The following is a 20,202-nucleotide window of genomic DNA, read 5'->3' as shown; positions in this document are numbered from 1 at the left end:
CGCCGCGACCGCATCACGACGTGCCAAGCGGCAGGCGCACCTCGAAGGTCGTTCCACCACTCACCGCGGCGACAACGTTGATCGTCCCGTTATGGCGGCTTACGACGGTCCGATAGGCAATATGCAGGCCGAGACCGGTACCCTTGCCTAGCGGCTTGGTGGTAAAGAAAGGTTCGAAGAGCCGCGGCACGATCTCCGCCGGAATGCCCGCCCCGGTATCGCCAATCTCGACGACGACGTATCCGCCTTCCTGATACGAACGAATGGAAAGCTCGCCGTGGCCGTCCATCGCGTCGATGGCGTTGTCGATCAGGTTGGTCCAGACCTGGTTCAGTTCGCTGCCGTAGACGGGTACGCGCGGCAAGGCGCGATCGTAGTTCCGCGTGACGATCACGCCGTGCTTGAGCTTGAACTGCATGATGGTCAACGTATCTTCGATCCCGTCGTGGATGTCGACTTCCTGCAGCGGCGCCTGGTCCATATAGGAATAGTCCTTCATGGCCTTGACGAGCTCCGAGATCCGGCCTGCGCCAAGCCATGCCTGCTCTGCGAGAGAACGCAGTTCCAGGGTTGCCGCCAGCCAGCGGATGCCGGCGCCAAACTGTTCGGATGTCACATCGTCGGCTAGCGGCGCAAGATCGGCCGGCGCGAACCCGGCCGCGACGAGTTGCGGTGCCAGCAGCCAGGTGTTGGCAACGCCGCGTTCCGCCAGCCAGTCGGCGAGCAGGCTTTCCGCTTCGCTTTGCCGCAACGCGGCGTGCGGCGTGGTATCCGGCTCGGGTGCAGCACGACTCGCCCAGTCGTTGATCCGGGTCATCACTGGCGCGGGCATCGCACTCATGACGAGGACGCGGGTTGCCTCGCGCACGGTGTCGAGCGCGCCGTGCAAGCTGTCTGCGGCACGCGCGACCGCCGCGGCCGGATTGTTCAGCTCATGCGCCAGCCCGGCCGACAGGCGACCGAGCGCCGCCAGCTTTTCGCCGGTGAGGATAAACGTGTCGTAGACGTTGACACGTGCGTACATCGACCGATAAATGATCCTGCTGAACGACTCGCACTCGCGCACGAGGCTATGGAACATCTCCTCGGAAAGGGCGACCAGATGGCAGTCTGTGGCCGCGGTGTAGGTCCAGGGCGCAGGCACGCCGGCGAGCAGCGAAGCGTCGGCAATCGAGGTCGGCGCGGTCCGCCTTTCATTGAACATCTGCCGTCCGCTCACGACTTTTTCCGTGACGAGTTCGCCTTCGAGAAGAATGAACTGATGGGTGACGTGCTGGCCCTCGTGCATCAGAATGTCGCCCAGCTTCAGGCGGCGTTCGCTCAGGTTTTCCCTCACCTTCTGCTTGCACGCCTCCGACAACCCGGCGAACAGCGGCATCTCGAACAAGGTGGACAGGTCGCTCATGTGTTAGCCAGGTACTGATGGATGAAATGCACCGCGATCGAACCTTCTCCCACAGCCGCCGCGACGCGCTTGATCGAATCGGCGCGCACATCGCCGGCCGCGAAGATACCGGGCACGCTGGTTTCGAGAAGAAAAGGGTCGCGCTCAGGCCGCCATCCGGCCGGCGCTCGGCCTGCCTTTACGAGTGAGCGCCCCGTCAGCAGAAAACCACGCTCGTCGCGCTCGACCAGTCCGCGCAGCCAATCCGTGCGGGGCGCGGCGCCGATAAAAATGAAGAGACCGCTCGCTGGAAACGCTTCGACGTGTGCGGTCTGAACGTCACGCAAGCTGATCTCTGCGAGGTGCCCCTCGCCGCCTACGCTGTCGACTTCCGTGAAAGGCCGGACACGAATATTGGCGGTCGCGTGAATCTGCTCGATCAGATAGTGCGACATACCTGCACTGAGCGAGTCGCCCCGGCACAGGAGCGTCACCGATCGCGCGTACTTCGACAGGAACATCGCGCCCTGCCCCGCCGAGTTGGCGCCGCCCACCACATACACATCCTGATCAGCGCAGGCGACCGCCTCGGCCAGCGCCGCGCCGTAATACACACCGGCGCCGGTCAGTTCCTCGATGCCGCGAGCCGCCAGCTTGCGATAGGACACGCCGCTTGCAACCACGAGCGCGAAGCAGCTCAACTCCGAGCAGTCCGACAAAACCACAAACTTGTAAGGCGCCTCGACACGCAAGCCGACTGCGTGTTGCGTCAGAATCATTTCCGCGCCGAAGCGCTTTGCCTGCATCAGCGCGCGACGCGACAACTCCGCGCCGCTCACGCCGGCCGGAAAGCCGAGATAGTTTTCGATGCGCGAACTGGTGCCGGCCTGGCCGCCTGGCGCATCGCATTCGATGATCGCCACCTTGAGCCCTTCCGAGGCGCCATAGACTGCCGCAGCCAGCCCCGCCGGGCCGCCGCCGACGATCACGAGGTCGTAGAAAGGCGTGGTCGAACGTGTGCGCAGTCCCACCCGCTCGGCGATCTGCGCAGTCGAAGGACGGCTCAACACGCTGCCATCCTCGAACACCACCGCGGGCAGTTGCAGTTGGGCCGGATTCAGCGACTTCAGCAGCGGGTCGGCCTCGTCTTGCCGCTCTACGTCGACCCAGCAGTACGGAATATGATTGCGCGCCATGAAGTCGCGCAACAGATGTCCTTGTGGCGACCAGCGGTGATCGAGCAGCCGGATACCTTGGAACGCCGGACGAAAAGAGGCCTGCCAGTCGGCCAGCAGATCGTCGAGTGCCGGATAGAAATTCTGTTCAGGCGGATGCCAGGGCTTAAGCAGGTATTGATCCAGATGCACCGTATTGATTGCGCGGATCGCGGCGTCGGTGTCCGCGTAGGCCGTCAGCAGCACGCGCCTCGCTTGCGGAAACAGTTTGACCGCCTGCTCGAGGAACTCGATACCGCTCATCTGCGGCATGCGCTGGTCCGCAATGAACAAGGCGATGGAACGGCTTTGCAGACGCAGTTGCTGCGCGGTCTCGAGCGCCGCCTGCCCCGACACCGTGCGCACGATCTGATAATGCTCGCCGTAGGCGACCTGCAGGTCGCGCGCTACCGCGCCGGCTACGATCGGGTCGTCGTCGACCGCCAGGATGACGGGTTTTTCCATGGCACCTCATACAAAACGGACTCGCTGACGCCACGCGCAACACCTCTGCGCATGTTGCTGCGGCGCCGGTGAGCGAAGCGGCGCCGCGCGTCTCCCGACAGTCGATCGAACGCGGCCGTTTCAGCCAGCGCGTGCCTCGATCATGCGCCTATTCTGTCAAACGAAGCGGCTAACAGAATAAAACGCGCCGTAACGGCAAAGCGCAATCGCTTCCGCGTCGGATTGTGAAGCGGCTTGTGCGAAGGCAACCGACCAACGCCCGCAAACATCGCGATAACGGATCGAATAGGTCAACATGGCAATGTTCCTGTCGCTCGTTGGCGGCGCATTCATCGCAGCAATCTGCGCATACACCTGAGGCCAACAGCATGGAACCAAGATAGCTGGGCGGCCCGGAGAAAACCATTCTACGAATGGTCGCTGCAGTGCTACATGGACATGGTGTTCTCATACCTTTGTATCGTCCGGGGCATTGAGCGTGCGAGTGTGGACGCCTTGGTGCGCGGCGGCGGACGAGGGCGCGCGAGGCGCCCAGTCCGTTTTCCCCGTCGAAGTCGGCCACTTTGAAATTAGCCGCTCGAAATTAGCCGCTCGAAATTAGCCGCTCGAAGTCGGCCTGTCGAAATTAGCCGCTGAAAGCTAGCCGCACGAAATCAGTCCTTCGAAGCCAACCCGTCACCCAGCCGCCCGCTCGACCAGCTCCTTCAACACCGTTTCATACGGCGTCTGGCCGATCACCCGTTCGTTGACGCCGGTCTCTTCAAAGTCGATCCACCCGCTATTGAACGCGTCGATCATCTCGATCCGCGGCATAGGCCAAGCCGTGCCTTGCGACTGAAACAGCGCCTCCCACTGCTCATGCGGCACGCTCTGCGCCTGCACCACGCGCCCCAACGCCGCGCCGAGCAACGCCGCAATTTCATGCTGCGTATAGCGCCGCGGCCCTTCGATCTCGATCACGCGGCGGCCCTGCCACGCTTCTACAAGCGTGTGGGCAATCACGCGACCGATATCCGCGGTAGCGACCATCGAATACGCCCGATCGAGCGGCTGCAGGAAACTCGCCATCGACCCGGTCTCGCGCGCCGGAGCGATGTCCCATGACGCGTTCTCCATGAACCACGTGGGACGCAAAATGGCGGTGGGAACCGGCAGCGCGGCAAGCGCCTCCTCGAGGATATGCACTTGCGTGATCAGTCCCAGGCCGGACTCACGCTGCCCTCCAATCGACGACAGCGCCACCACTCGACCCGGCATGGCCGCATTAAGCGCGCGGACCAATGACGCAGCGGCGGCCCGTGCCTCCGGATAACCGCGCTGCGGCGCAAAATGCGGCGGCACCATCACGAAGACGCCTTCAGTGCCCGCGAACGCGGCTTGCAACGCCGCCGTATCTTCGACCTCGGCAATGGCCACTTCCGCGCCGCGATCGGCCCAGGCGGCCGCTTTCGACTTGTCGCGCAACACCGCCCGAACCGCATGCCCCGCATCCAGCAACGCACGCGCCGCCGCGCCCCCAACCTGTCCTGTCACGCCAGTCATTGCAAACATGATCTTGCTCCGATGAATACGGCCCGATGCCGCGTTGAGAAGCATTCTGGTCGCACGTGGCTGATTTCCCGAGAGCATCAATGTCATAACGTTAATGATTTTATGTCATTGAAAACGGCCCACGCTCTACGTTTAGATAGCGAGTCGCAAATTCACAGCCGCCTATCATTCAGTCCATCCCAGAGCTGCTCGAATGTCACCTGATGGCGGGAAGCTACGACTATCTGCTTCGCGTCGTCGCAAAGGATCTCGACGACTATCAGCGCTTCCAGATGGAGCACCTTACGCAAATCAGAGGGGTGCGTAAGGTCGAAACCGAGATACCTCTCAAGCGCGTCAAGCAGACGACTGAGATGCCACTCAGCTAACGGGGACGTCGTGAATTTGCATCTGGCGGGATGTAGTCTTCGATTTTCTGGCCGACTCGATAAATCGCATTGCCGAACAACGCGAAAATAGCTTGACTTAGACGAGCCATCCATAAGGGCGCCAGCAATCTCCAAGACGAACCCTTGCTCTCATTCACTGGTTTAACAACGCTTTATAAATATATACGTGAGCTCCCTATACTTTCCAGCATCCCGTGGACTATCCGTAGGGTGTCAGAGTACGTGCGACTGACGCCACCGTTCCGCGACGGGGTGACTGCCGTAGCGGCGACGACTGTTCTGGCGCAATCCACCCTCTGATTCGACACAAAACGCACTTATAAGAAGCGTATAAGCATTCTACCGGTCTATTGTGCTACATTTATGAGGCACAAGGAGTTGCCTCATGGATTGCACCCTACAAATATTCCTCGACGATCGCTGGGTCGACTGCGCGCAGATCGAACTCAACGGCCGCCTTTGCCAGTGGAATCATCTGGTTATGTACGCCGTCGAACACACGGACGACCCACTGTCGCTGGCTGAGCCGGTCGATATGGACCTCCGCACGGCCCAGACGATGCCCGCCTTCCTCTATGACCTCGCCCCACAAGGGGCCGGTCGTCGCTTCCTGCTGGGTGAGCTGAAGCTACCGGATGGCCCCGACGCGGACTTCCCCCTGATCTGCTCGGGCGCCTTCAATCCGATCGGCCGGATCAGGGTTGCCGAGGCAGCTGACTATTTTGAGACGCACGTGGCGCGACACCCGGCCGCTCGTGGCTTACCCGGCCTGACGATCGACGACGTCGTCGTGCGCAGCGCGGAATTCAAGGAAACGATGTTCCTGCACGGGATGCTGGGCACCGGCACCACGGGGGTCCAGGGTGCGGCGCCGAAATACCTGCTAACCCGGGACCGGGCGGGCCTGCTGCACGGTGATGCCATCCTGCCCGATGCCGAGGCTACCCAGCATCTGATCGCGAAGCTGCCGCGCGGGAATAGCGCGGCCGACGACAAGGTCCTGCGCAATGAAGCGGCGTACATGCGGGTGGCCGCCGCGCTTGGTATCCGCACACACGCGGACTTGCCGACCCTGCATGGAGATGTTCTGCTGGTCCCGCGCTTTGACCGGATCGCGAGCGGCGGGAAAGTTGCGCGCCTCCATCAGGAAAGCGTGGCCTCTATCCTGGGGCTGTCCGGCTTTGACCTGCGCCCGAGCCTCTTCGAGGTCGTGGCCGGGATCCGCAAGGTTGTGACCGATCCATCAGCCGAAACGCTCGAATTCATCAAGCGGGACGTGCTCAATCTGGCGATGCGTAACTCGGACAATCACGCGCGCAACACGGCCGTGCAACGGGTCGAGGGCAAAGTCCGGCTCACCCCCCTGTTCGACTTCGCACCGATGTACCTTGATCCCGATCTGATACCACGTGCGCTGAGATGGTATCGGCCAGACACCCGGGTTGAACTGACTGACTGGGCCGACGTTCTTACGGCTCTGCCTGTACCTGACCACGAGCGCAGAATGCTCGTCCAGGCATTGAGCCGCTTTGCCTCGCAGATCGAACGCCTGCCCGACATCATGGATGCGCAGGGTGTCGATCGCGACATCATCGAGTTTCTGACGCAATCCATTGATACGCAGGTCCGACAACTGAAATCCCTTCAACCGCCAGAGGCTCATCATGCCCCGTCGGAACCGACCTACCCGTGAAGAGCAGAACGCCCTGCGCCGCGCTTTCTACGAAAGGATCGGCCAGGGCGACATGACCATTCCTGAGGCCATGAAAGCGATGCGCGAGATGACGGGCCTGACCCAGGCGGAATTCGCCGCGCACCGAGGCGTCAGCCGCCGGGTCATCCAGGACATCGAGCGCGGGACTGGAAATCCGACCGTCGACTCGCTCAACAGCGTCGCGAAGCTCTTCGGCCTGCAGGTCGGATTCGTCCCGATCAGGCGGAACGAAGCAGCTTCGCCCACCTCAAGCTGACAGCCAGGCGTCTCTCGAGTCGCGACGAGCGACGCAACCAAACAGCTTTTCGGATGGTTTAGAGGCCAGCAGTGTCGGTCCTGTTCACGCATCCTTCGTGAGGTTTGGCGTCGCCGGCGCTTTGGTCGGCGCCTTCGTCCTCACCTCGGATCCGGGATCATACGTCAAAGCTTTTTCGGCATCCTCCGTGATTCTGGGCGTCTGCATGGCGGGTATGGGGAGATGTTTTGCAATGGCAATTGTCCGAATGCCCCCTGGCACTTGCGACAGCCATCGAATTCCTGGGGCCATTATCGATTGCGGTTCTGGCTGGGGGTCAGTTCATTTCCGGGGCGGTTCAGTTGCCATCATGATTGATGCCGTTAGCGCGCCGTCACTCCCCGCCAGTTGCCGCCCAAGAAAAACAACCGAGCCAAACCCGCAGAATCCGATCGATCCCAGTAGCCATGCGAGAACTATTGATTCTCCATCTGGGCGGAGTGCTCCCGTGCCTTCCTTGAACACCGATACCCCCACATTTTCCCTTTGACAAACTATCTTTAGATATATATCTTACGACACATCTTAAGACATAACGGAGCACACCGATGCGCCATTCCCACCCTTCCCGCCGTTCCCATGAGATCGACGGCCTGTATTCCTCCAACGGCTTTTCGCTGCATGCCCTGTGGCACGCAATCGGCCGTCATCATCGCGGCGGTGAGCGTGGTGGCCGCTTCGGCAGCCCCGGCAGCCCTGGCGGTCCGGGCGGCTTCGGCGGCGGCGACGGCGATGCATTCCCGCGCAGCCGCAAATTCAGCTCGGACGATCTGCAACTGCTGTTGCTGGCCTTGCTGGACGCCCAACCGAGCCACGGCTACGAACTGATCAAGGCGCTGGAAGCGCGCTCGAACGGCTTCTACAGCCCGAGCCCCGGCATGATCTACCCTGCGTTGACCTATCTCGAGGAACTGGGCTTTGTGACGGTCCAGCTGGAAGGCAACCGCAAGCGCTATGAACTGGCCGAACCCGGCCGCCAGCATCTCGCCGACAACCGCGAGCGTGTCGAACTGATGCTCGCCAAACTGACTCACATTGCCCGCAAGATGGACTCGGTGCGCCGCGCCTTTGCGGGCGAAGAGCAACTGGATCCGGCCGAAGGCGGCTGGCTGCCGGAGCTGATCGAAGCCCGTCGCGGACTCAAACATGCGCTGCTGCGCCGCGACAGCGTCCCGGCCGCTGAACAGCGCCGTATCGCCGCAATCCTCGCCCGCGCCACGGCGGAAATCGAAGCCGGCCCAGCCGCCCCGACTGGAACCGACAGCGGCGCTGCCGCTATCTGAGCCCGCCTAGCCGGGATTCCGAGCGCTGCCCGATATAACTGGAGAGAACACTTATGCTGACCAGGTCCGATCTCGCGGTCACCCGCGTACGTCATCCGCTGAAATTCCGTCTGCTGCAAGTCAAGCGGGTCCAACCGCTGACGCCTCATCTGATTCGCGTCACCTTCACCGGCGACGATCTGCAAGATTTCGAATCGTCTTCGTTCGACGATCACATCAAGGTTTTCTTTCCGGCGCCGGGCGCCGACCGGCCGGCACTGCCGAGCGCGGGTCCGAACGGCCCGGTGTTCGCGGAAGACCAGCCACGGCCGGTGGCGCGCGACTTCACGCCGCGTCGCTTTGACCGCGCTGCGCGTGAGCTGGATATCGAATTCGCCATGCACGAAGCCGGCCCGGCTGCAAACTGGGCCGCGCAGGCGAAGGTTGGGCAGTATCTGGGCATTGGCGGCCCGCGCGGCTCGCTGGTGATTCCGGCTGGCTTCGACTGGCATCTGCTGATCGGCGACGAAACCGCGCTGCCCGCCATCGCCCGTCGCCTGCAGGAACTACCCGCGGGCACACGCGTCGCCGTCGTGCTCGAAGTCGCCGATGCGTCCGCGCGCATCGAATTCGACACCCAGGCCGAGTTGCACGCCGTGTGGCGTTACCGCAGCGAATCACCCTATCGCGGCGCGGCGCTGCTGCAAGCGGTACGCGATACGTATCTGCCGGAGGGCGACGGTTACGTCTGGGCCGCGGGCGAATCCGCGACCATGCGCGCGGTGCGTTATCACCTGTGCACTGAACGTGGCGTCGACAAATCGCGCATCCGTGCCGCGAGCTACTGGAAACAGGGCGCCGAAGCGGTCCACGAAAACCTCGACGACTGACCCACGCCGTGTCGACGGTCAGCCTTCTGGTTGGCCTTACCTTATCAAGGACACCTGCCGATGTACGCCATCAGTACCCAGCACGAACGCCGCCTTCTATGGCTGCTCGCGCTGACGCAGTTCACCATCATCATGGACTTCATGATCATGATGCCGTTGGGCCCGCAGATCATGCACAGCTTCGGCATCGCACCGGCCGCCTTCGCGACGGCGGTGTCGGCCTATTCGTGGTGTTCGGGACTCTCGGGGCTGTTCGCGGCCACCTATATCGACCGCTTCGACCGGCGCAAGCTGTTGCTGACCATCTATGCGCTGTTCGCGCTCTCCAACCTGGGCTGTGCGCTCGCCAGCAGCTATCCGTTGCTGCTCGCCGCGCGTGCATTCGCCGGCCTCAGCGGCGGCGTGCTGGGCTCGGTGATCATGGCGATCGTCGGCGACGTCATTCCGGCCCAGCGGCGCGGTGCGGCCACCGGCACCATCATGACCGCCTTCTCGCTGGCCGCGATTGCCGGCGTGCCGGCTGGCGTGATGCTCGGCGCGCGCTTCAACTGGGCGGCGCCGTTCGTGCTGCTGGTGGCGCTGTCCGTGCTGATCTGGTTCTGCGGCTCGCTGGTGGTGCCGTCGCTCACGGAGCATCTAAGCCGCCGGCCGCCGCCGTTGCGCCAGGTGCTGCCCGACCTGCTGCGCCTGCTCGGCAATCCGCGCCACCTGAATGCCTTTGCGCTCACCTTCGTGATGATGGTGTCGCATATGCTGGTGATTCCGTTCATCGCGCCGATGCTGGTCCTCAACCATGGCGTGCCGCCTGCGCATCTGTCGTGGATGTATATGGGAGGCGGCTTCGCGACGTTCTTCACCTCGCGCGCGATTGGCCGGCTCGCCGACCGCTACGGCAAGCACCGGGTGTTTCGGATCGCCGCCGTGCTGTCGATGCTGCCGGTCCTGTTCGTGACCCATCTGCCCGACCTGCCGTTCGTGGCTGTCGTGCTGTTCTTCCCGTTCTTCATGGTCGCGATGTCGGGACGGATGGTGCCGATGCAGGCGATGCTGACCACGGTCCCCGAACCTTCCCGGCGTGGTGCGTTCCTGAGCGCCAACAGCGCGATCCAGGCATTGGGCACGGGATGCGGCGCATGGCTTGGCGGCTTGATGCTGACCAGCACATCGAGTGGACAGATTGCCGGATATGGCACGGTCGGCTGGGTCGCGGTGACGCTGACGACGCTCGCCGCGTTGTGGGTGGGTCGTGTGAAAGCGGCGGCGGATAAAGCACCGGTTCCTGCCGCTGCGGAACTCGGTACGGAGTCGCTTGGCGAAGCTTGAACGTCCCCGGACGGATGTTCAAGCCGGCCGCCTGCGCCCCTTATTGCGGTCCCTGCGTCACCTGCCACTGGGGCGCACGCTTCTCCAGGAATGCATTGACGCCTTCGCGCTGATCCGGGCCGTCGAACAGATCGACAAAGCGCTCGCGTTCAACCGCCAGCGCGGCCGAGCGCGGCACGCCATGGCGCGCCTGATGAATCAGACTCTTGCTGAACGTGACCGCTTGCGGGCTCAGCGTGGTGACACGCGTGGCCATGGCCAGCGCGGCCTCGCGAGCGGCGCCCTTTTCCACCACTTCTTCGACGAGACCGATCCGTAACGCTGCTGCGGCATCCACTCGCTCGCCGGTCAGAATCATCCGTTTTGCCCAGCCCTCGCCCACCAGCCAGGGCAGCGTCTGCGTGCCGCATCCGCAAGGCAACAGGCCGACCGCCGTCTCCGGCAAGGCGAGTTGGGCGTGCTGCTCGGCGATGCGGATATCGCAGGCCAGCGCGCATTCGAGTCCGCCGCCCATCGCATAGCCGTTGATCGCGGCAATCACCACCGCGCGTGCGTTCTGCAACGCCTCGAAGGCCGCGCCGAAGCGCATGGCCGCGTTGCGCGCCACGTCGCGGTTGCCGTCGGCGAAGGTGTTCAGGTCGGCGCCCGCGCTGAAGAACTTCGGGCCGTCGCCGGTAATGACGATGGCTCGCACGCGCGCCTCGCCGTTCAGGCGTTCGACGGTGTGTTGCAGTTGCAGCAAGCCTTCCGGTGTAAAGGCATTCGCGGGCGGGCGCTTGAGTGTGAGCAGGGCAATGGCGCCGTCGCTGGCGAAATCGAGTTCGATCATGATGCGTCTTCCTTCCGTTTAGTTGCTGTTCGTGCCCGACAGGTCCGGGAAGTCTTCTTCCCAGTACTCGCCAGGCAGGCGCGCGGGTTCAGCTTGCCGTTCCAGTTCGCGACGCCGTAGTTCGACGCGGCGGATCTTGCCGGAGATGGTCTTGGGCAACTCACTGAATTGCAGCCGCCGCACGCGCTTGTAGGGAGAGAGTTTCTCGCGCGAAAACTGGAACACGCTGCGCGCGAGTTCGGGGCCGGCTTCGTAGCCGTGCCGTACGGTGACGAAGGCTTTGGGCACCGACAGGCGTAACGGATCGGCGCTCGGCACCACGGCGGCTTCAGCAATCGCCTCGTGTTCGATCAGCACGCTCTCGAGTTCGAACGGACTCAGCCGGTAGTCGGACGATTTGAAGACGTCGTCGGCGCGACCCACGTAGACGTAGTAGCCATCGTCGCGGCGCAGCGCGACATCGGACGTGTGGTAGTAGCCGTTGCGCATGGCCTGCACCGTGGCGTTGGCGCTGTTCGCGTAGCCCGTCATCAGGCCGAGCGGGCGCTGCGCCAGCGGCAAGGCGATCTCGCCTTCGCTGACCGGCTGATCGTCCGCGTCGACCAGTTCGATCCGGTAGCCCGGCAAGGGGCGCCCCATCGAACCCGCCACCACGGGCTGCCCCGGCGAATTGCCGACCAGGCAGGTGGTCTCGGTCTGACCGAAGCCATCGCGGATCGTGATGTCCCACGCATGCCGGACGCGCTCGATAATCTCCGGATTCAGCGGCTCGCCCGCGCCGACAATCTCGCGCAGCCTGACCGGATACTCCACGAGCGGCTCCTGCACCAGCATGCGCCAGACCGTGGGCGGCGCGCACAGCGTGGTGACCTGGCAGCGCACCAGCACGTCGAGCGTTTCCTTCGGCACGAAGCGCGGGTAGTTGAACACGAACACGCACGCCTGCGCATTCCACGGCGCGTAGAAACAGCTCCATGCGTGCTTGGCCCAGCCCGGCGAGCTGATGTTCCAGTGGATATCGCCGGCTTGCAGGCCGATCCAGTACATGGTCGATAAATGGCCGACCGGATAACTCTGATGCGTGTGTTCGACGAGTTTTGGCTTCGAGGTCGTGCCCGAGGTGAAGTACAGCAGCAGCGGATCGGTGGCACGGGTCGGGCCGTCTGGCGTGAAGTGCGGTGCCGCGTCGTAGGCTGCCGCGAGGTCGATCCAGCCATCGCGCGGCGCACCGACCGAGACGCGCGTGAGCGGGATGTCGAGGCTATCGAACTTCGCCAGCTCGGCGCTATCGACCACCGCGTATTGCGCCTCGCCGATCTGCACGCGGTCGCGGACGTCGTCGGCGGATAGCTGGGTGGTCGCGGGCAGCACGATGGCGCCGAGTTTCATCGCCGCCAGCATCACGTCCCAGAGTTCGACCCGGTTGGGCAGCATCAGCAGGAGACGGTCGCCGCGCCCTACGCCGAGCGCGCGCAGGAAGTTCGCCATGCGCGCCGAGCGCTCGGACATCTGGGCGTAGGAGTATTGCGTGCCAAGGCTGGCGGGATCGTCGACGATCCATAGGGCCGGCTTGTCATTGCCCTCTGCGATCACATCGAAATAGTCGAGCGCCCAGTTGAATTCGTCGAGCGCCGGCCAGGCGAATTCGCGGTAGGCGCGTTCGTAGTCCGTGCGATGGCGTAGTAACAGGTCACGCGCCTCGAGAAAGCGCTGCGTCGAAAGTGTCCGGCCGGTCATCGTCGTCTCCTGTCGATCAGAGTTGGCGCTTTAGCGCTTACTCTGATCCCATGCAAAGCTGTCGATCAGAGTTGGCGCTTTAGCGCTTACTCTGATCCCATGCAAAGCTCTTACTCGGGCCCCATGCAAAGCTGTCGCGTACTCTGATCCCAATCAAAGCCCGCTTTGAATGCGCATCCGCGCTCGACTGGCGGCTTATTCTGCGCTCAAACATTCCGCGCGATCACCATTCTTTGCACCTCGCTGGTTCCCTCGTAGATCTGCGTGATACGGGCGTCCCTATAGTGTCGCTCCACCCCGTAGTCTTCCAGGAACCCATAACCGCCATGAATCTGGATTGCATGCGAACACACCTCCTCGGCCATCTCGGAGGCATATAGCTTGGCCTGCGACGCTTCGGACAAACACGGCTTGCCCGCGCTTCTCAACCGCGCTGCGTGATGCACCAGCAGACGCGCCGCGTTCAGACGCGTGGTCATGTCGGCCAGCATATTGGCGACGCTCTGGTGCTCCTTGAGCGGTTTGCCGAACTGGACACGCTCACTCGCGTACAGACGCGCCGCATCGAACGCCGCCCGCGCGATCCCCAACGCCTGCGCCGCAATGCCGATGCGTCCGCCTTCGAGATTCGACAGGGCGATGCGCAGCCCTTCGCCGCGCTGGCCGAGCAGATTCGCTTCGGGCACGGCGCAGTCGTCGAACGCGATCGGACAGGTGTCGGACGCCCGAATGCCCATCTTGTGCTCGGGCGGCCCGACATTGAAGCCGGGCGTATCCGTGGGCACGATAAACGCGGAGATGCCGCGCTTGCCCAGCTCCGGATCGGTGACGGCGAACACGATGGCGATGTCGGCCCGTGCACCGTTGGTCACGAACTGCTTGCTGCCATTGAGAATCCATTGCCCGTCGCGCAACTCCGCGCGCGTGCGCAGGTTATGGGCCTCCGAGCCCGCCTGCGGCTCGGTCAGACAGAATGCGCCGATCCGGCGCCCTGTGGCGAGATCCTCCAGGTAGGTATCTTTCTGCGCCTGCGTGCCGAAGTTGAGGATGGGACCGCAGCCGACCGAGTTGTGCACGCTCATCAAGGTCGCGCAGGACGCGCAACCCGCGGCCACTTCTTCGAGCGCCAGCGCATAGGCGACATAGTCGGTGTACGAGCCGCCCCAGTCGGACGGCACGATCATGCCGAGCAAACCCAGCTCGCCCATCTGTTTGACGACCTCGTCCGGCAGTTTTGCGTCGCGGTCCCACTGCGCCGCGTGCGGCGCCAGGCATTCGACCGAAAAGTCGCGCGCCGCGTCGCGGATCATCCGTTGGTCGTCGGTGTAGAAATCGTCCATGAAGGGGCCTCGCCTCTGCGTCAATGTGAGGATCAGTGTAGCAAGCTGCTGGACAGGTTCGATGCTCTGGCCGATCATTCTGCGTGAGCGGATTTACCATAGCGGCCTAACGGGGCAGCCGCCTTGGCCTTGAATTCAGGTGGCGGACATCTCAAGCCACGCGGATTCCTGAGCGCATTTGCCAGCTTTGCGCTGCTCACGGCCGCTTATCCGCACCGCGTTTGCCCATCTGCCAACCCGCTCGCCAGCCGTATCCATGCAACTGCTTTTGATCCAATGACACCCAAACACGCTAGAGGGACGATCTCGCTGAGCCTCGTTGAAGAGACACTCGCGCTTGCACGCGCACGCGGCCTCGATGTTTTGCCGCTCGTCGAAGCGGCCGGCATCTCGCCGCAAATGCTGGCGGCGCCAAAAAGCCGGGTGACGTCGGCGCAATACGGCGCGCTGTGGGCCGGCATTGCGCGCGCGCTCGACGACGAGTTTTTCGGTCAGGACTCGCACCCGATGCGTTTCGGCAGCTTTATCGCCATGACCCAGTGCGCCTTGACGGCACGCAATGGCGCTCAGGCACTGTCACGCTCGCTCAGCTTCATGCGCCTCGTGCTCGACGACCTGAGCGCGCACGTCACTACGGAGCCGGACCGCGTGCGGATGACCTTCCGCCACCGTGAGGGCACGCCGCAACCCACCATGTTCGCCTACGCGACGTATTTCATCCTCGTGTACGGGCTGGTGTGCTGGCTCGTTGGCCGGCGCATTCCGCTGCTGGCCGCGCGCTTTCGCTGCGCCGAGCCGGCTGCGGCACAAGAATACCGCTTGATGTTCTGCGACGACATGCGCTTTGGCGAAGACGCCTCTTACGTGGACCTGCCGGCGGACTTTCTCGAGTTGCCCGTGATCCAGACCACCCAGACGATCAAGCCGTTTCTGCGCGACGCTCCCGGCAACTTTATCGTCAAGTACCGCAATCCCGGCTCGCTGGCCGCGCGGGTTCGCAAGACGCTGCGCGCGCTGCCGATGGCCACCTGGCCCGCCGCCGACCAGATCGCGCTGCGCCTGCACGTCGCCGAGGCCACCATGCGGCGGCATCTCAAGCAGGAGGGCTATACCTATCAGTCGATCAAGGACGATCTGCGGCGCGACATCGCCATTGCGGAACTGCAGGACAGCCGGCGCAGCATCGCCGAGATTGCGACGAGAGTCGGTTTCGCCGAACCGAGCGCGTTTCATCGCGCGTTTCGCAAATGGACCGGTATGCGGCCGACCGACTACCGGCTGGCGCGCGCCGATCTCACGCATCCGCCAGAATCGGACTAAGCTGTAAGCAGCAGGCGTGCCCTTTTTTCGGTCCGCGTCGCCCGACTCCGTTCGGGTTGGCGTGCTGGCCGTCCACGATGAGAACGTACCCGTTTCTCCCGTTCCGGCAATCCGGCCCGCGCCGTCGGCGTATCCCCAGCGGTTTAGCGGTCCGGTTCCTGCGCGGCATCGCCGCGCTTGGATTCCTGCTGGCATTCGCCGCGTCCTTCCCTCTTTGCATCGCAGCCGCTGTCGCGCCCGGCGAGGTGGTCGTGATTCCCGTCAGCGGGGCGATAGGACCTGCAACCGCTGACTTCATCGAGCGCAGCCTGCAACGCGCCGCGCAGGATCGGGCGCAATTGGCCGTGCTGCAACTCGACACGCCGGGCGGCCTCGACACGTCGATGCGCCAGATCATCAAGGCGATTCTCAGCTCGCCCGTGCCGGTAGCGGCATTCGTTGCCCCGAGCGGCGCGCGGGCGGCGAGCGCGGGCACCTATATCGTCTATGCCAGCCACATTGCGGCGATGGCGCCCGGTACCAATCTCGGCGCGGCGACGCCGGTGCAGATCGGGATGGGTGGCGCCGAACCCAGCGGGCAAAACGCACCGGGTTTGCCGGGGGTGAGCCCTGCCGGACAAGGTGTCGCGGCGGGAGGTTCTGGCGCGGCGGGTATGTCCGGCGCTGCGGGGGCCTCGAATGCGGCTGCCGGCAACGCAAACTCCAACGCCAACGCCATCCCCCTCGATACCCAATCGACCGAACTGCGCAAGCAGGTCCACGACGCGGCCGCTTATATCCGCGGCCTCGCGCAACTGCGCGGCCGCAACGCCGACTGGGCCGAACACGCGGTGCGGGAAGCCGTGAGCCTGTCCGCCGACGAAGCGCTGACGCAGCATGTCATCGACCTGAAGGCGCGCGACGTCCCCGACCTGCTGCGCCAACTCGATGGCCGCACGCTCAACACCGTCGCCGGCGACCAGCGGCTGAACACGGCCAACGCGCCCATCGTCAGGCTCGAACCCGACTGGCGCAGCCATTTCCTTGGCGTGATCACCGATCCGAACGTGGCATTGATTCTGCTGATGATCGGCATGTACGGCCTGTTCTTCGAGTTCGCCAATCCCGGCTTCGTGCTGCCGGGCGTGGTGGGCGCGATCAGCCTGCTGATCGGCCTGTTCGCCATGCAGATGCTGCCTGTCAGCTATGTCGGGCTCAGCCTGATCTTTCTCGGCATCGCCTTCCTGATCGCCGAGGCGTTTCTGCCCACGTTCGGCGCGCTGGGCTTCGGCGGCATCGTCGCGTTCGTGGTCGGCGCGCTGATGCTGATCGATACCGACGTGCCCGGCTACGGCATCCCGTTACCGGTGATCGCGGCCGTCACCGCGTTCAGCGCGCTGTTCGTGTTCACGGTATCGAGCGTTGCGCTGCGCGCCCGTCGCCGGCCGGTCGTGACCGGTTCGGAGGCACTGATCGGCAGCCTCGGGGTCGTGCTCGGCGAGGGCCTCGTGCCGCACGGCAGCATGGGCAACGGCGAAGGCTGGGCTCAGGTGCATGGCGAGCGCTGGCAGGTGCGCAGCGCCGAACCGCTCGCGCCCGGCCATGCGGTGCGGGTCACGGCGCGGCGTGGCCTCACGCTCACCGTGGTGCCCGTAGAAAATCACCACTAGGGAGCCTTCATGATCGGATTCACATTCGGCTTTAGCAGCATCCTGATCATGCTGATCGCGATACTCATCGCCTCGTCGATACGCATTTTTCGCGAGTACGAACGCGGGGTCGTCTTCATGCTTGGGCGCTTCTGGAAGGTCAAGGGACCGGGCCTCGTGCTAATCATTCCGGTGGTCCAGCAGGTGGTGCGGATGGATCTGCGTACCGTGGTATTTGACGTGCCGCCGCAGGACGTGATTACGCGCGACAACGTTTCGGTCAAGGTCAATGCGGTGGTGTACTTTCGCGTCGTCGATCCCGAGCGGGCGGTGATTCAGGTGGCGAAATACTTCGAGGCCACCAGCCAGTTGTCGCAGACCACCTTGCGCGCGGTGCTCGGCAAGCATGAACTCGACGACCTGCTAGCCGATCGCGAACAGCTCAATGCCGATATCCAGAAGGTGCTCGACGCGCAAACCGACGCATGGGGCATCAAGGTGGCGATCGTCGAAATCAAGCATGTGGATATCAACGAAACGATGATCCGGGCGATTGCCCGTCAGGCGGAAGCCGAACGCGAACGGCGCGCCAAGGTGATTCATGCGGAAGGCGAATTGCAGGCCTCGCAGCATCTGCTCGAGGCCGCGCAGACCTTGGCGCAACAACCGCAGGCGATGCAGTTGCGCTACCTGCAGACCCTGACGACGATCGCCGCCGACAAGAACTCGACCATTGTGTTTCCGTTGCCGATCGATCTGCTCAGCGCCGTGCTGGACAGAATGGGCAAACCGTCGGCAGGAAGCCAGCCCTGAAATTTAGGGATTATCCTGATTGCTCCATAGGAGTGAGCCATGAAGAGCCTTTCCCGTATCGCCCTCGGGACGTTGCTAGCCGCGTGCTGCGCGTCGACCGCATTCGCCCAGGCCACGCAAGGGTCGTGCAATCCGTCCGCGCCCAAGACCCGCGCCGAAGTGAGGTCCGATCTCGCCCAATGGCGCGCGGCGGGCTACGATCCGCTCGACTGGATCAACTATCCGGAAAACGCGCAGCACGCGGGCCGCATCGTCTCGCAACAGCGCGTCGCGACTGGCAACAGCGGCGTCTGCGTGCAATAGCGCCTGATACGTCCGGCAGGTCGCGCGTGCTGGACAGCGCGCTCGTGGGCGTGCCTACGTGCTGCGTGCTGCGTGCTGCGTGCTGCGTGCTGCGTGTTGCGTGTTGCGTGCGCTGGCAGACCTTGCACTGCCGCGCCCTTCGCTCGGCCTGCCGCCTCAACGAGCGTGCCGGCAAGGTATCATCTCGCCCCTTCGATACCGCGAGCCGGCACCATGCCAACCCACGTCAATGCCGATACATGACCTACCGAGCCGACACACGCGCGAGTCACGCCTGACTGTTGCGCCGGCTCCACGGTCACTGTCGCGCCAGCGTATTTCGCCCTCAATCGTGACTACAATCCGCCCGTAGCGCTTCGCATGCGTCTGCCGCCATGAGAAACAGCAGCGCCTTTCTCTCACCAGAACAAACAGCTTCACCACGACCAAGACTCGCCCAATGGACTCCGTAAAACGATACTTCGGCTTCGACGAAGCTGGCACGAACCTGCGTACTGAACTACTCGCGGGCCTGACCACCTTCCTGACGATGGCTTACATCATCTTCGTCAATCCGGCGATTCTCGGCGACGCGGGCATCCCCAAAGACGCCGTGTTCGTGGCGACCTGCCTCGTCGCGGCGCTGGCCTCGCTGATCATGGGCCTGTACGCGAACTACCCAATTGCCTGCGCGCCGGGCATGGGCCTGAACGCCTACTTCGCCTACACCGTGGTCAAAGGCATGGGTTTCACGTGGCAGGCCGCGCTCGGCGCCGTGTTCATTTCCGGGTGCCTGTTCATGATCGTCACGCTGTTCCGCGTGCGCGAGGTGATCGTCAACGGCATTCCGCATTCGATCCGGATCGCCATTACGGCGGGCATCGGGCTCTTTCTGGCGATCATTTCGCTGAAGTCCGCCGGCGTGGTGGTCGGCAGTCCGGCCACGCTCGTCACGCTCGGCAACCTGCACGATCCGCATGCGATTCTCGCGGTGATCGGTTTCTTCGCGATTGTCACGCTCGATTTTCTGCGGGTCCGCGGCGCGATCCTGCTTGGGATTGTGGGCGTGACCGTACTGAGCTTTTTCTTCGGCGGCAATGAGTTTCACGGCATTGTCTCGGCGCCGCCGTCGATCTCGCCGACGCTGTTTCACCTCGACATTCGCGCAGCCCTCTCGACCGGCGTGCTCAACGTCATCATGGTGTTTTTCCTCGTCGAGCTATTCGACGCCACCGGCACGCTGATGGGCGTCGCCAATCGCGCCGGCCTGCTGGTCGAAGGCAAGATGCATCGTCTGAACAAGGCGCTGCTGGCCGACAGTACCGCCATCCTCGCGGGTTCGCTGCTGGGCACCTCGTCGACCACCGCGTATATCGAAAGCGCCTCGGGCGTGCAGGCCGGTGGCCGCACCGGCGTCACCGCCATCACGGTCGCCATCCTGTTTCTGGCCGCGTTGTTCTTTGCGCCGCTCGCGGGCGTGGTGCCTGGCTATGCCACGGCGCCGGCGCTGCTGTACGTCTCATGCCTGATGCTGCGCGAAATGGTCGACCTGCCGTGGGACGATGCCACCGAAGTCGTCCCCGCCGCCCTGACCGCGCTGCTCATGCCGTTCACCTATTCGATCGCGAACGGCGTGGCGTTTGGCTTTATTTCGTATGCGGGTCTCAAGCTGCTGACCGGCCGCGCGCGCCAGGTCAAGCTGGTGGTGTGGATCATCGCGGCGATTTTTCTATTCCGCTATTTCTATCTCGGCGCGGAGTAAGCGT

16 protein-coding genes and 1 pseudogene are annotated in these 20,202 nt (G+C 63.6%); 11 read left to right on the top strand and 6 right to left on the bottom strand.

Annotation, left to right across the window (positions count from 1 at the left end; genetic code table 11):
• Positions 1-13: 13 nt before the first annotated feature.
• The 3 genes from P3T43_RS18430 to P3T43_RS18420 all read right to left on the bottom strand — a co-directional run bounded on the left by P3T43_RS18430 (position 14) and on the right by P3T43_RS18420 (position 4,614).
• Positions 14-1,405, bottom strand: coding sequence for an ATP-binding protein (locus P3T43_RS18430; RefSeq protein WP_429282470.1), 1,392 nt, complete (start codon positions 1,403-1,405; stop codon positions 14-16).
• Complete coding sequence (locus tag P3T43_RS18425) at positions 1,402-3,063, bottom strand: FAD-dependent oxidoreductase (protein ID WP_429282469.1); 1,662 nt, start codon at positions 3,061-3,063, stop codon at positions 1,402-1,404. Before P3T43_RS18425 ends, P3T43_RS18430 begins: the two co-directional genes overlap by 4 nt.
• Before the next feature lie 675 nt (positions 3,064-3,738).
• Entirely contained in the window at positions 3,739-4,614 is an 876-nt protein-coding gene (locus tag P3T43_RS18420) for an NmrA family NAD(P)-binding protein (RefSeq protein ID WP_429282468.1), read from the bottom strand.
• 179 nt (positions 4,615-4,793) lie between these two features.
• Here P3T43_RS18420 and P3T43_RS18415 point away from each other — a divergent pair.
• The 6 genes and pseudogenes from P3T43_RS18415 to P3T43_RS18390 form a co-directional block, all read left to right on the top strand.
• Positions 4,794-4,982, top strand: a pseudogene (locus tag P3T43_RS18415) (Lrp/AsnC ligand binding domain-containing protein); the annotation flags it as partial.
• A gap of 406 nt (positions 4,983-5,388) precedes the next feature.
• The gene (locus P3T43_RS18410) at positions 5,389-6,696 is read left to right on the top strand and encodes a type II toxin-antitoxin system HipA family toxin (protein ID WP_429282467.1); all 1,308 of its coding nucleotides are present in this window, start codon (positions 5,389-5,391) and stop codon (positions 6,694-6,696) included.
• Positions 6,668-6,973, top strand: coding sequence for a helix-turn-helix domain-containing protein (locus P3T43_RS18405; RefSeq protein ID WP_429282466.1), 306 nt, complete (start codon positions 6,668-6,670; stop codon positions 6,971-6,973). The genes P3T43_RS18410 and P3T43_RS18405 overlap by 29 nt, the downstream gene beginning before the upstream one ends.
• 587 nt (positions 6,974-7,560) lie before the next feature.
• Entirely contained in the window at positions 7,561-8,295 is a 735-nt protein-coding gene (locus P3T43_RS18400) for a PadR family transcriptional regulator (protein ID WP_429282465.1), read from the top strand.
• 53 nt (positions 8,296-8,348) lie between these two features.
• Positions 8,349-9,164, top strand: a complete 816-nt coding sequence (locus P3T43_RS18395; RefSeq protein WP_429282464.1) for a siderophore-interacting protein — start codon at positions 8,349-8,351, stop codon at positions 9,162-9,164.
• A 60-nt stretch (positions 9,165-9,224) separates the two neighbouring features.
• Positions 9,225-10,487 carry an MFS transporter gene (locus tag P3T43_RS18390; RefSeq protein WP_429282463.1) on the top strand — a complete coding sequence of 421 codons (1,263 nt, stop codon included), beginning with the start codon at positions 9,225-9,227 and terminating at the stop codon, positions 10,485-10,487.
• A gap of 40 nt (positions 10,488-10,527) precedes the next feature.
• Here P3T43_RS18390 and P3T43_RS18385 read toward each other — a convergent pair whose 3' ends face one another.
• The 3 genes from P3T43_RS18385 to P3T43_RS18375 form a co-directional block, all read right to left on the bottom strand.
• Positions 10,528-11,316 (bottom strand): enoyl-CoA hydratase, encoded by a 789-nt coding sequence (locus tag P3T43_RS18385; protein WP_429282462.1) that lies wholly within the window; start codon positions 11,314-11,316, stop codon positions 10,528-10,530.
• Between the two features lie 18 nt (positions 11,317-11,334).
• Positions 11,335-13,053 (bottom strand): AMP-binding protein, encoded by a 1,719-nt coding sequence (locus P3T43_RS18380; protein WP_429282461.1) that lies wholly within the window; start codon positions 13,051-13,053, stop codon positions 11,335-11,337.
• Between the two features lie 206 nt (positions 13,054-13,259).
• The gene (locus tag P3T43_RS18375; protein WP_429282460.1) at positions 13,260-14,393 is read right to left on the bottom strand and encodes an acyl-CoA dehydrogenase; all 1,134 of its coding nucleotides are present in this window, start codon (positions 14,391-14,393) and stop codon (positions 13,260-13,262) included.
• Positions 14,394-14,669: 276 nt separating this feature from the next.
• On the opposite strand from P3T43_RS18375, the gene P3T43_RS18370 reads away from it, so the two are divergent.
• From P3T43_RS18370 to P3T43_RS18350, 5 genes are all read left to right on the top strand, one after another.
• Complete coding sequence (locus P3T43_RS18370) at positions 14,670-15,713, top strand: AraC family transcriptional regulator (protein ID WP_429282459.1); 1,044 nt, start codon at positions 14,670-14,672, stop codon at positions 15,711-15,713.
• A 77-nt stretch (positions 15,714-15,790) separates the two neighbouring features.
• Positions 15,791-17,362 carry an NfeD family protein gene (locus tag P3T43_RS18365; protein WP_429282458.1) on the top strand — a complete coding sequence of 524 codons (1,572 nt, stop codon included), beginning with the start codon at positions 15,791-15,793 and terminating at the stop codon, positions 17,360-17,362.
• A 9-nt stretch (positions 17,363-17,371) separates the two neighbouring features.
• Complete coding sequence (locus tag P3T43_RS18360; RefSeq protein ID WP_429282457.1) at positions 17,372-18,154, top strand: slipin family protein; 783 nt, start codon at positions 17,372-17,374, stop codon at positions 18,152-18,154.
• A gap of 39 nt (positions 18,155-18,193) precedes the next feature.
• A complete protein-coding gene (locus tag P3T43_RS18355; RefSeq protein WP_429282456.1) occupies positions 18,194-18,457 on the top strand; it encodes a DUF4148 domain-containing protein in 264 nt (87 codons plus the stop codon).
• Positions 18,458-18,896: 439 nt separating this feature from the next.
• The gene (locus tag P3T43_RS18350; protein WP_429282455.1) at positions 18,897-20,198 is read left to right on the top strand and encodes an NCS2 family permease; all 1,302 of its coding nucleotides are present in this window, start codon (positions 18,897-18,899) and stop codon (positions 20,196-20,198) included.
• The last annotated feature ends 4 nt before the right edge of the window (positions 20,199-20,202 follow it).

Origin of the sequence: Paraburkholderia sp. GAS41, assembly GCF_050436545.1 — a bacterium.
Classification (GTDB): Bacteria; Pseudomonadota; Gammaproteobacteria; order Burkholderiales; family Burkholderiaceae; genus Paraburkholderia.
Note: the sequence above shows the minus strand (reverse complement) of the source record. Positions and strands in the feature narration are given on the sequence as shown.

Bases quoted from the DNA above. Each gene is read 5' to 3' on its own strand.
- P3T43_RS18390 (WP_429282463.1), top strand. From the start codon at position 9,225: ATGTACGCCATCAGTACCCAGCACGAACGCCGCCTTCTATGGCTGCTC.
- P3T43_RS18365 (WP_429282458.1), top strand. From the start codon at position 15,791: ATGAGAACGTACCCGTTTCTCCCGTTCCGGCAATCCGGCCCGCGCCGT.
- P3T43_RS18385 (WP_429282462.1), bottom strand. From the start codon at position 11,316: ATGATCGAACTCGATTTCGCCAGCGACGGCGCCATTGCCCTGCTCACA.
- P3T43_RS18350 (WP_429282455.1), top strand. From the start codon at position 18,897: ATGGACTCCGTAAAACGATACTTCGGCTTCGACGAAGCTGGCACGAAC.
- P3T43_RS18410 (WP_429282467.1), top strand. From the start codon at position 5,389: ATGGATTGCACCCTACAAATATTCCTCGACGATCGCTGGGTCGACTGC.
- P3T43_RS18405 (WP_429282466.1), top strand. From the start codon at position 6,668: ATGCCCCGTCGGAACCGACCTACCCGTGAAGAGCAGAACGCCCTGCGC.
- P3T43_RS18380 (WP_429282461.1), bottom strand. From the start codon at position 13,053: ATGACCGGCCGGACACTTTCGACGCAGCGCTTTCTCGAGGCGCGTGAC.
- P3T43_RS18375 (WP_429282460.1), bottom strand. From the start codon at position 14,393: ATGGACGATTTCTACACCGACGACCAACGGATGATCCGCGACGCGGCG.
- P3T43_RS18425 (WP_429282469.1), bottom strand. From the start codon at position 3,063: ATGGAAAAACCCGTCATCCTGGCGGTCGACGACGACCCGATCGTAGCC.
- P3T43_RS18400 (WP_429282465.1), top strand. From the start codon at position 7,561: ATGCGCCATTCCCACCCTTCCCGCCGTTCCCATGAGATCGACGGCCTG.
- P3T43_RS18370 (WP_429282459.1), top strand. From the start codon at position 14,670: ATGACACCCAAACACGCTAGAGGGACGATCTCGCTGAGCCTCGTTGAA.
- P3T43_RS18395 (WP_429282464.1), top strand. From the start codon at position 8,349: ATGCTGACCAGGTCCGATCTCGCGGTCACCCGCGTACGTCATCCGCTG.
- P3T43_RS18360 (WP_429282457.1), top strand. From the start codon at position 17,372: ATGATCGGATTCACATTCGGCTTTAGCAGCATCCTGATCATGCTGATC.
- P3T43_RS18430 (WP_429282470.1), bottom strand. From the start codon at position 1,405: ATGAGCGACCTGTCCACCTTGTTCGAGATGCCGCTGTTCGCCGGGTTG.
- P3T43_RS18420 (WP_429282468.1), bottom strand. From the start codon at position 4,614: ATGTTTGCAATGACTGGCGTGACAGGACAGGTTGGGGGCGCGGCGGCG.
- P3T43_RS18355 (WP_429282456.1), top strand. From the start codon at position 18,194: ATGAAGAGCCTTTCCCGTATCGCCCTCGGGACGTTGCTAGCCGCGTGC.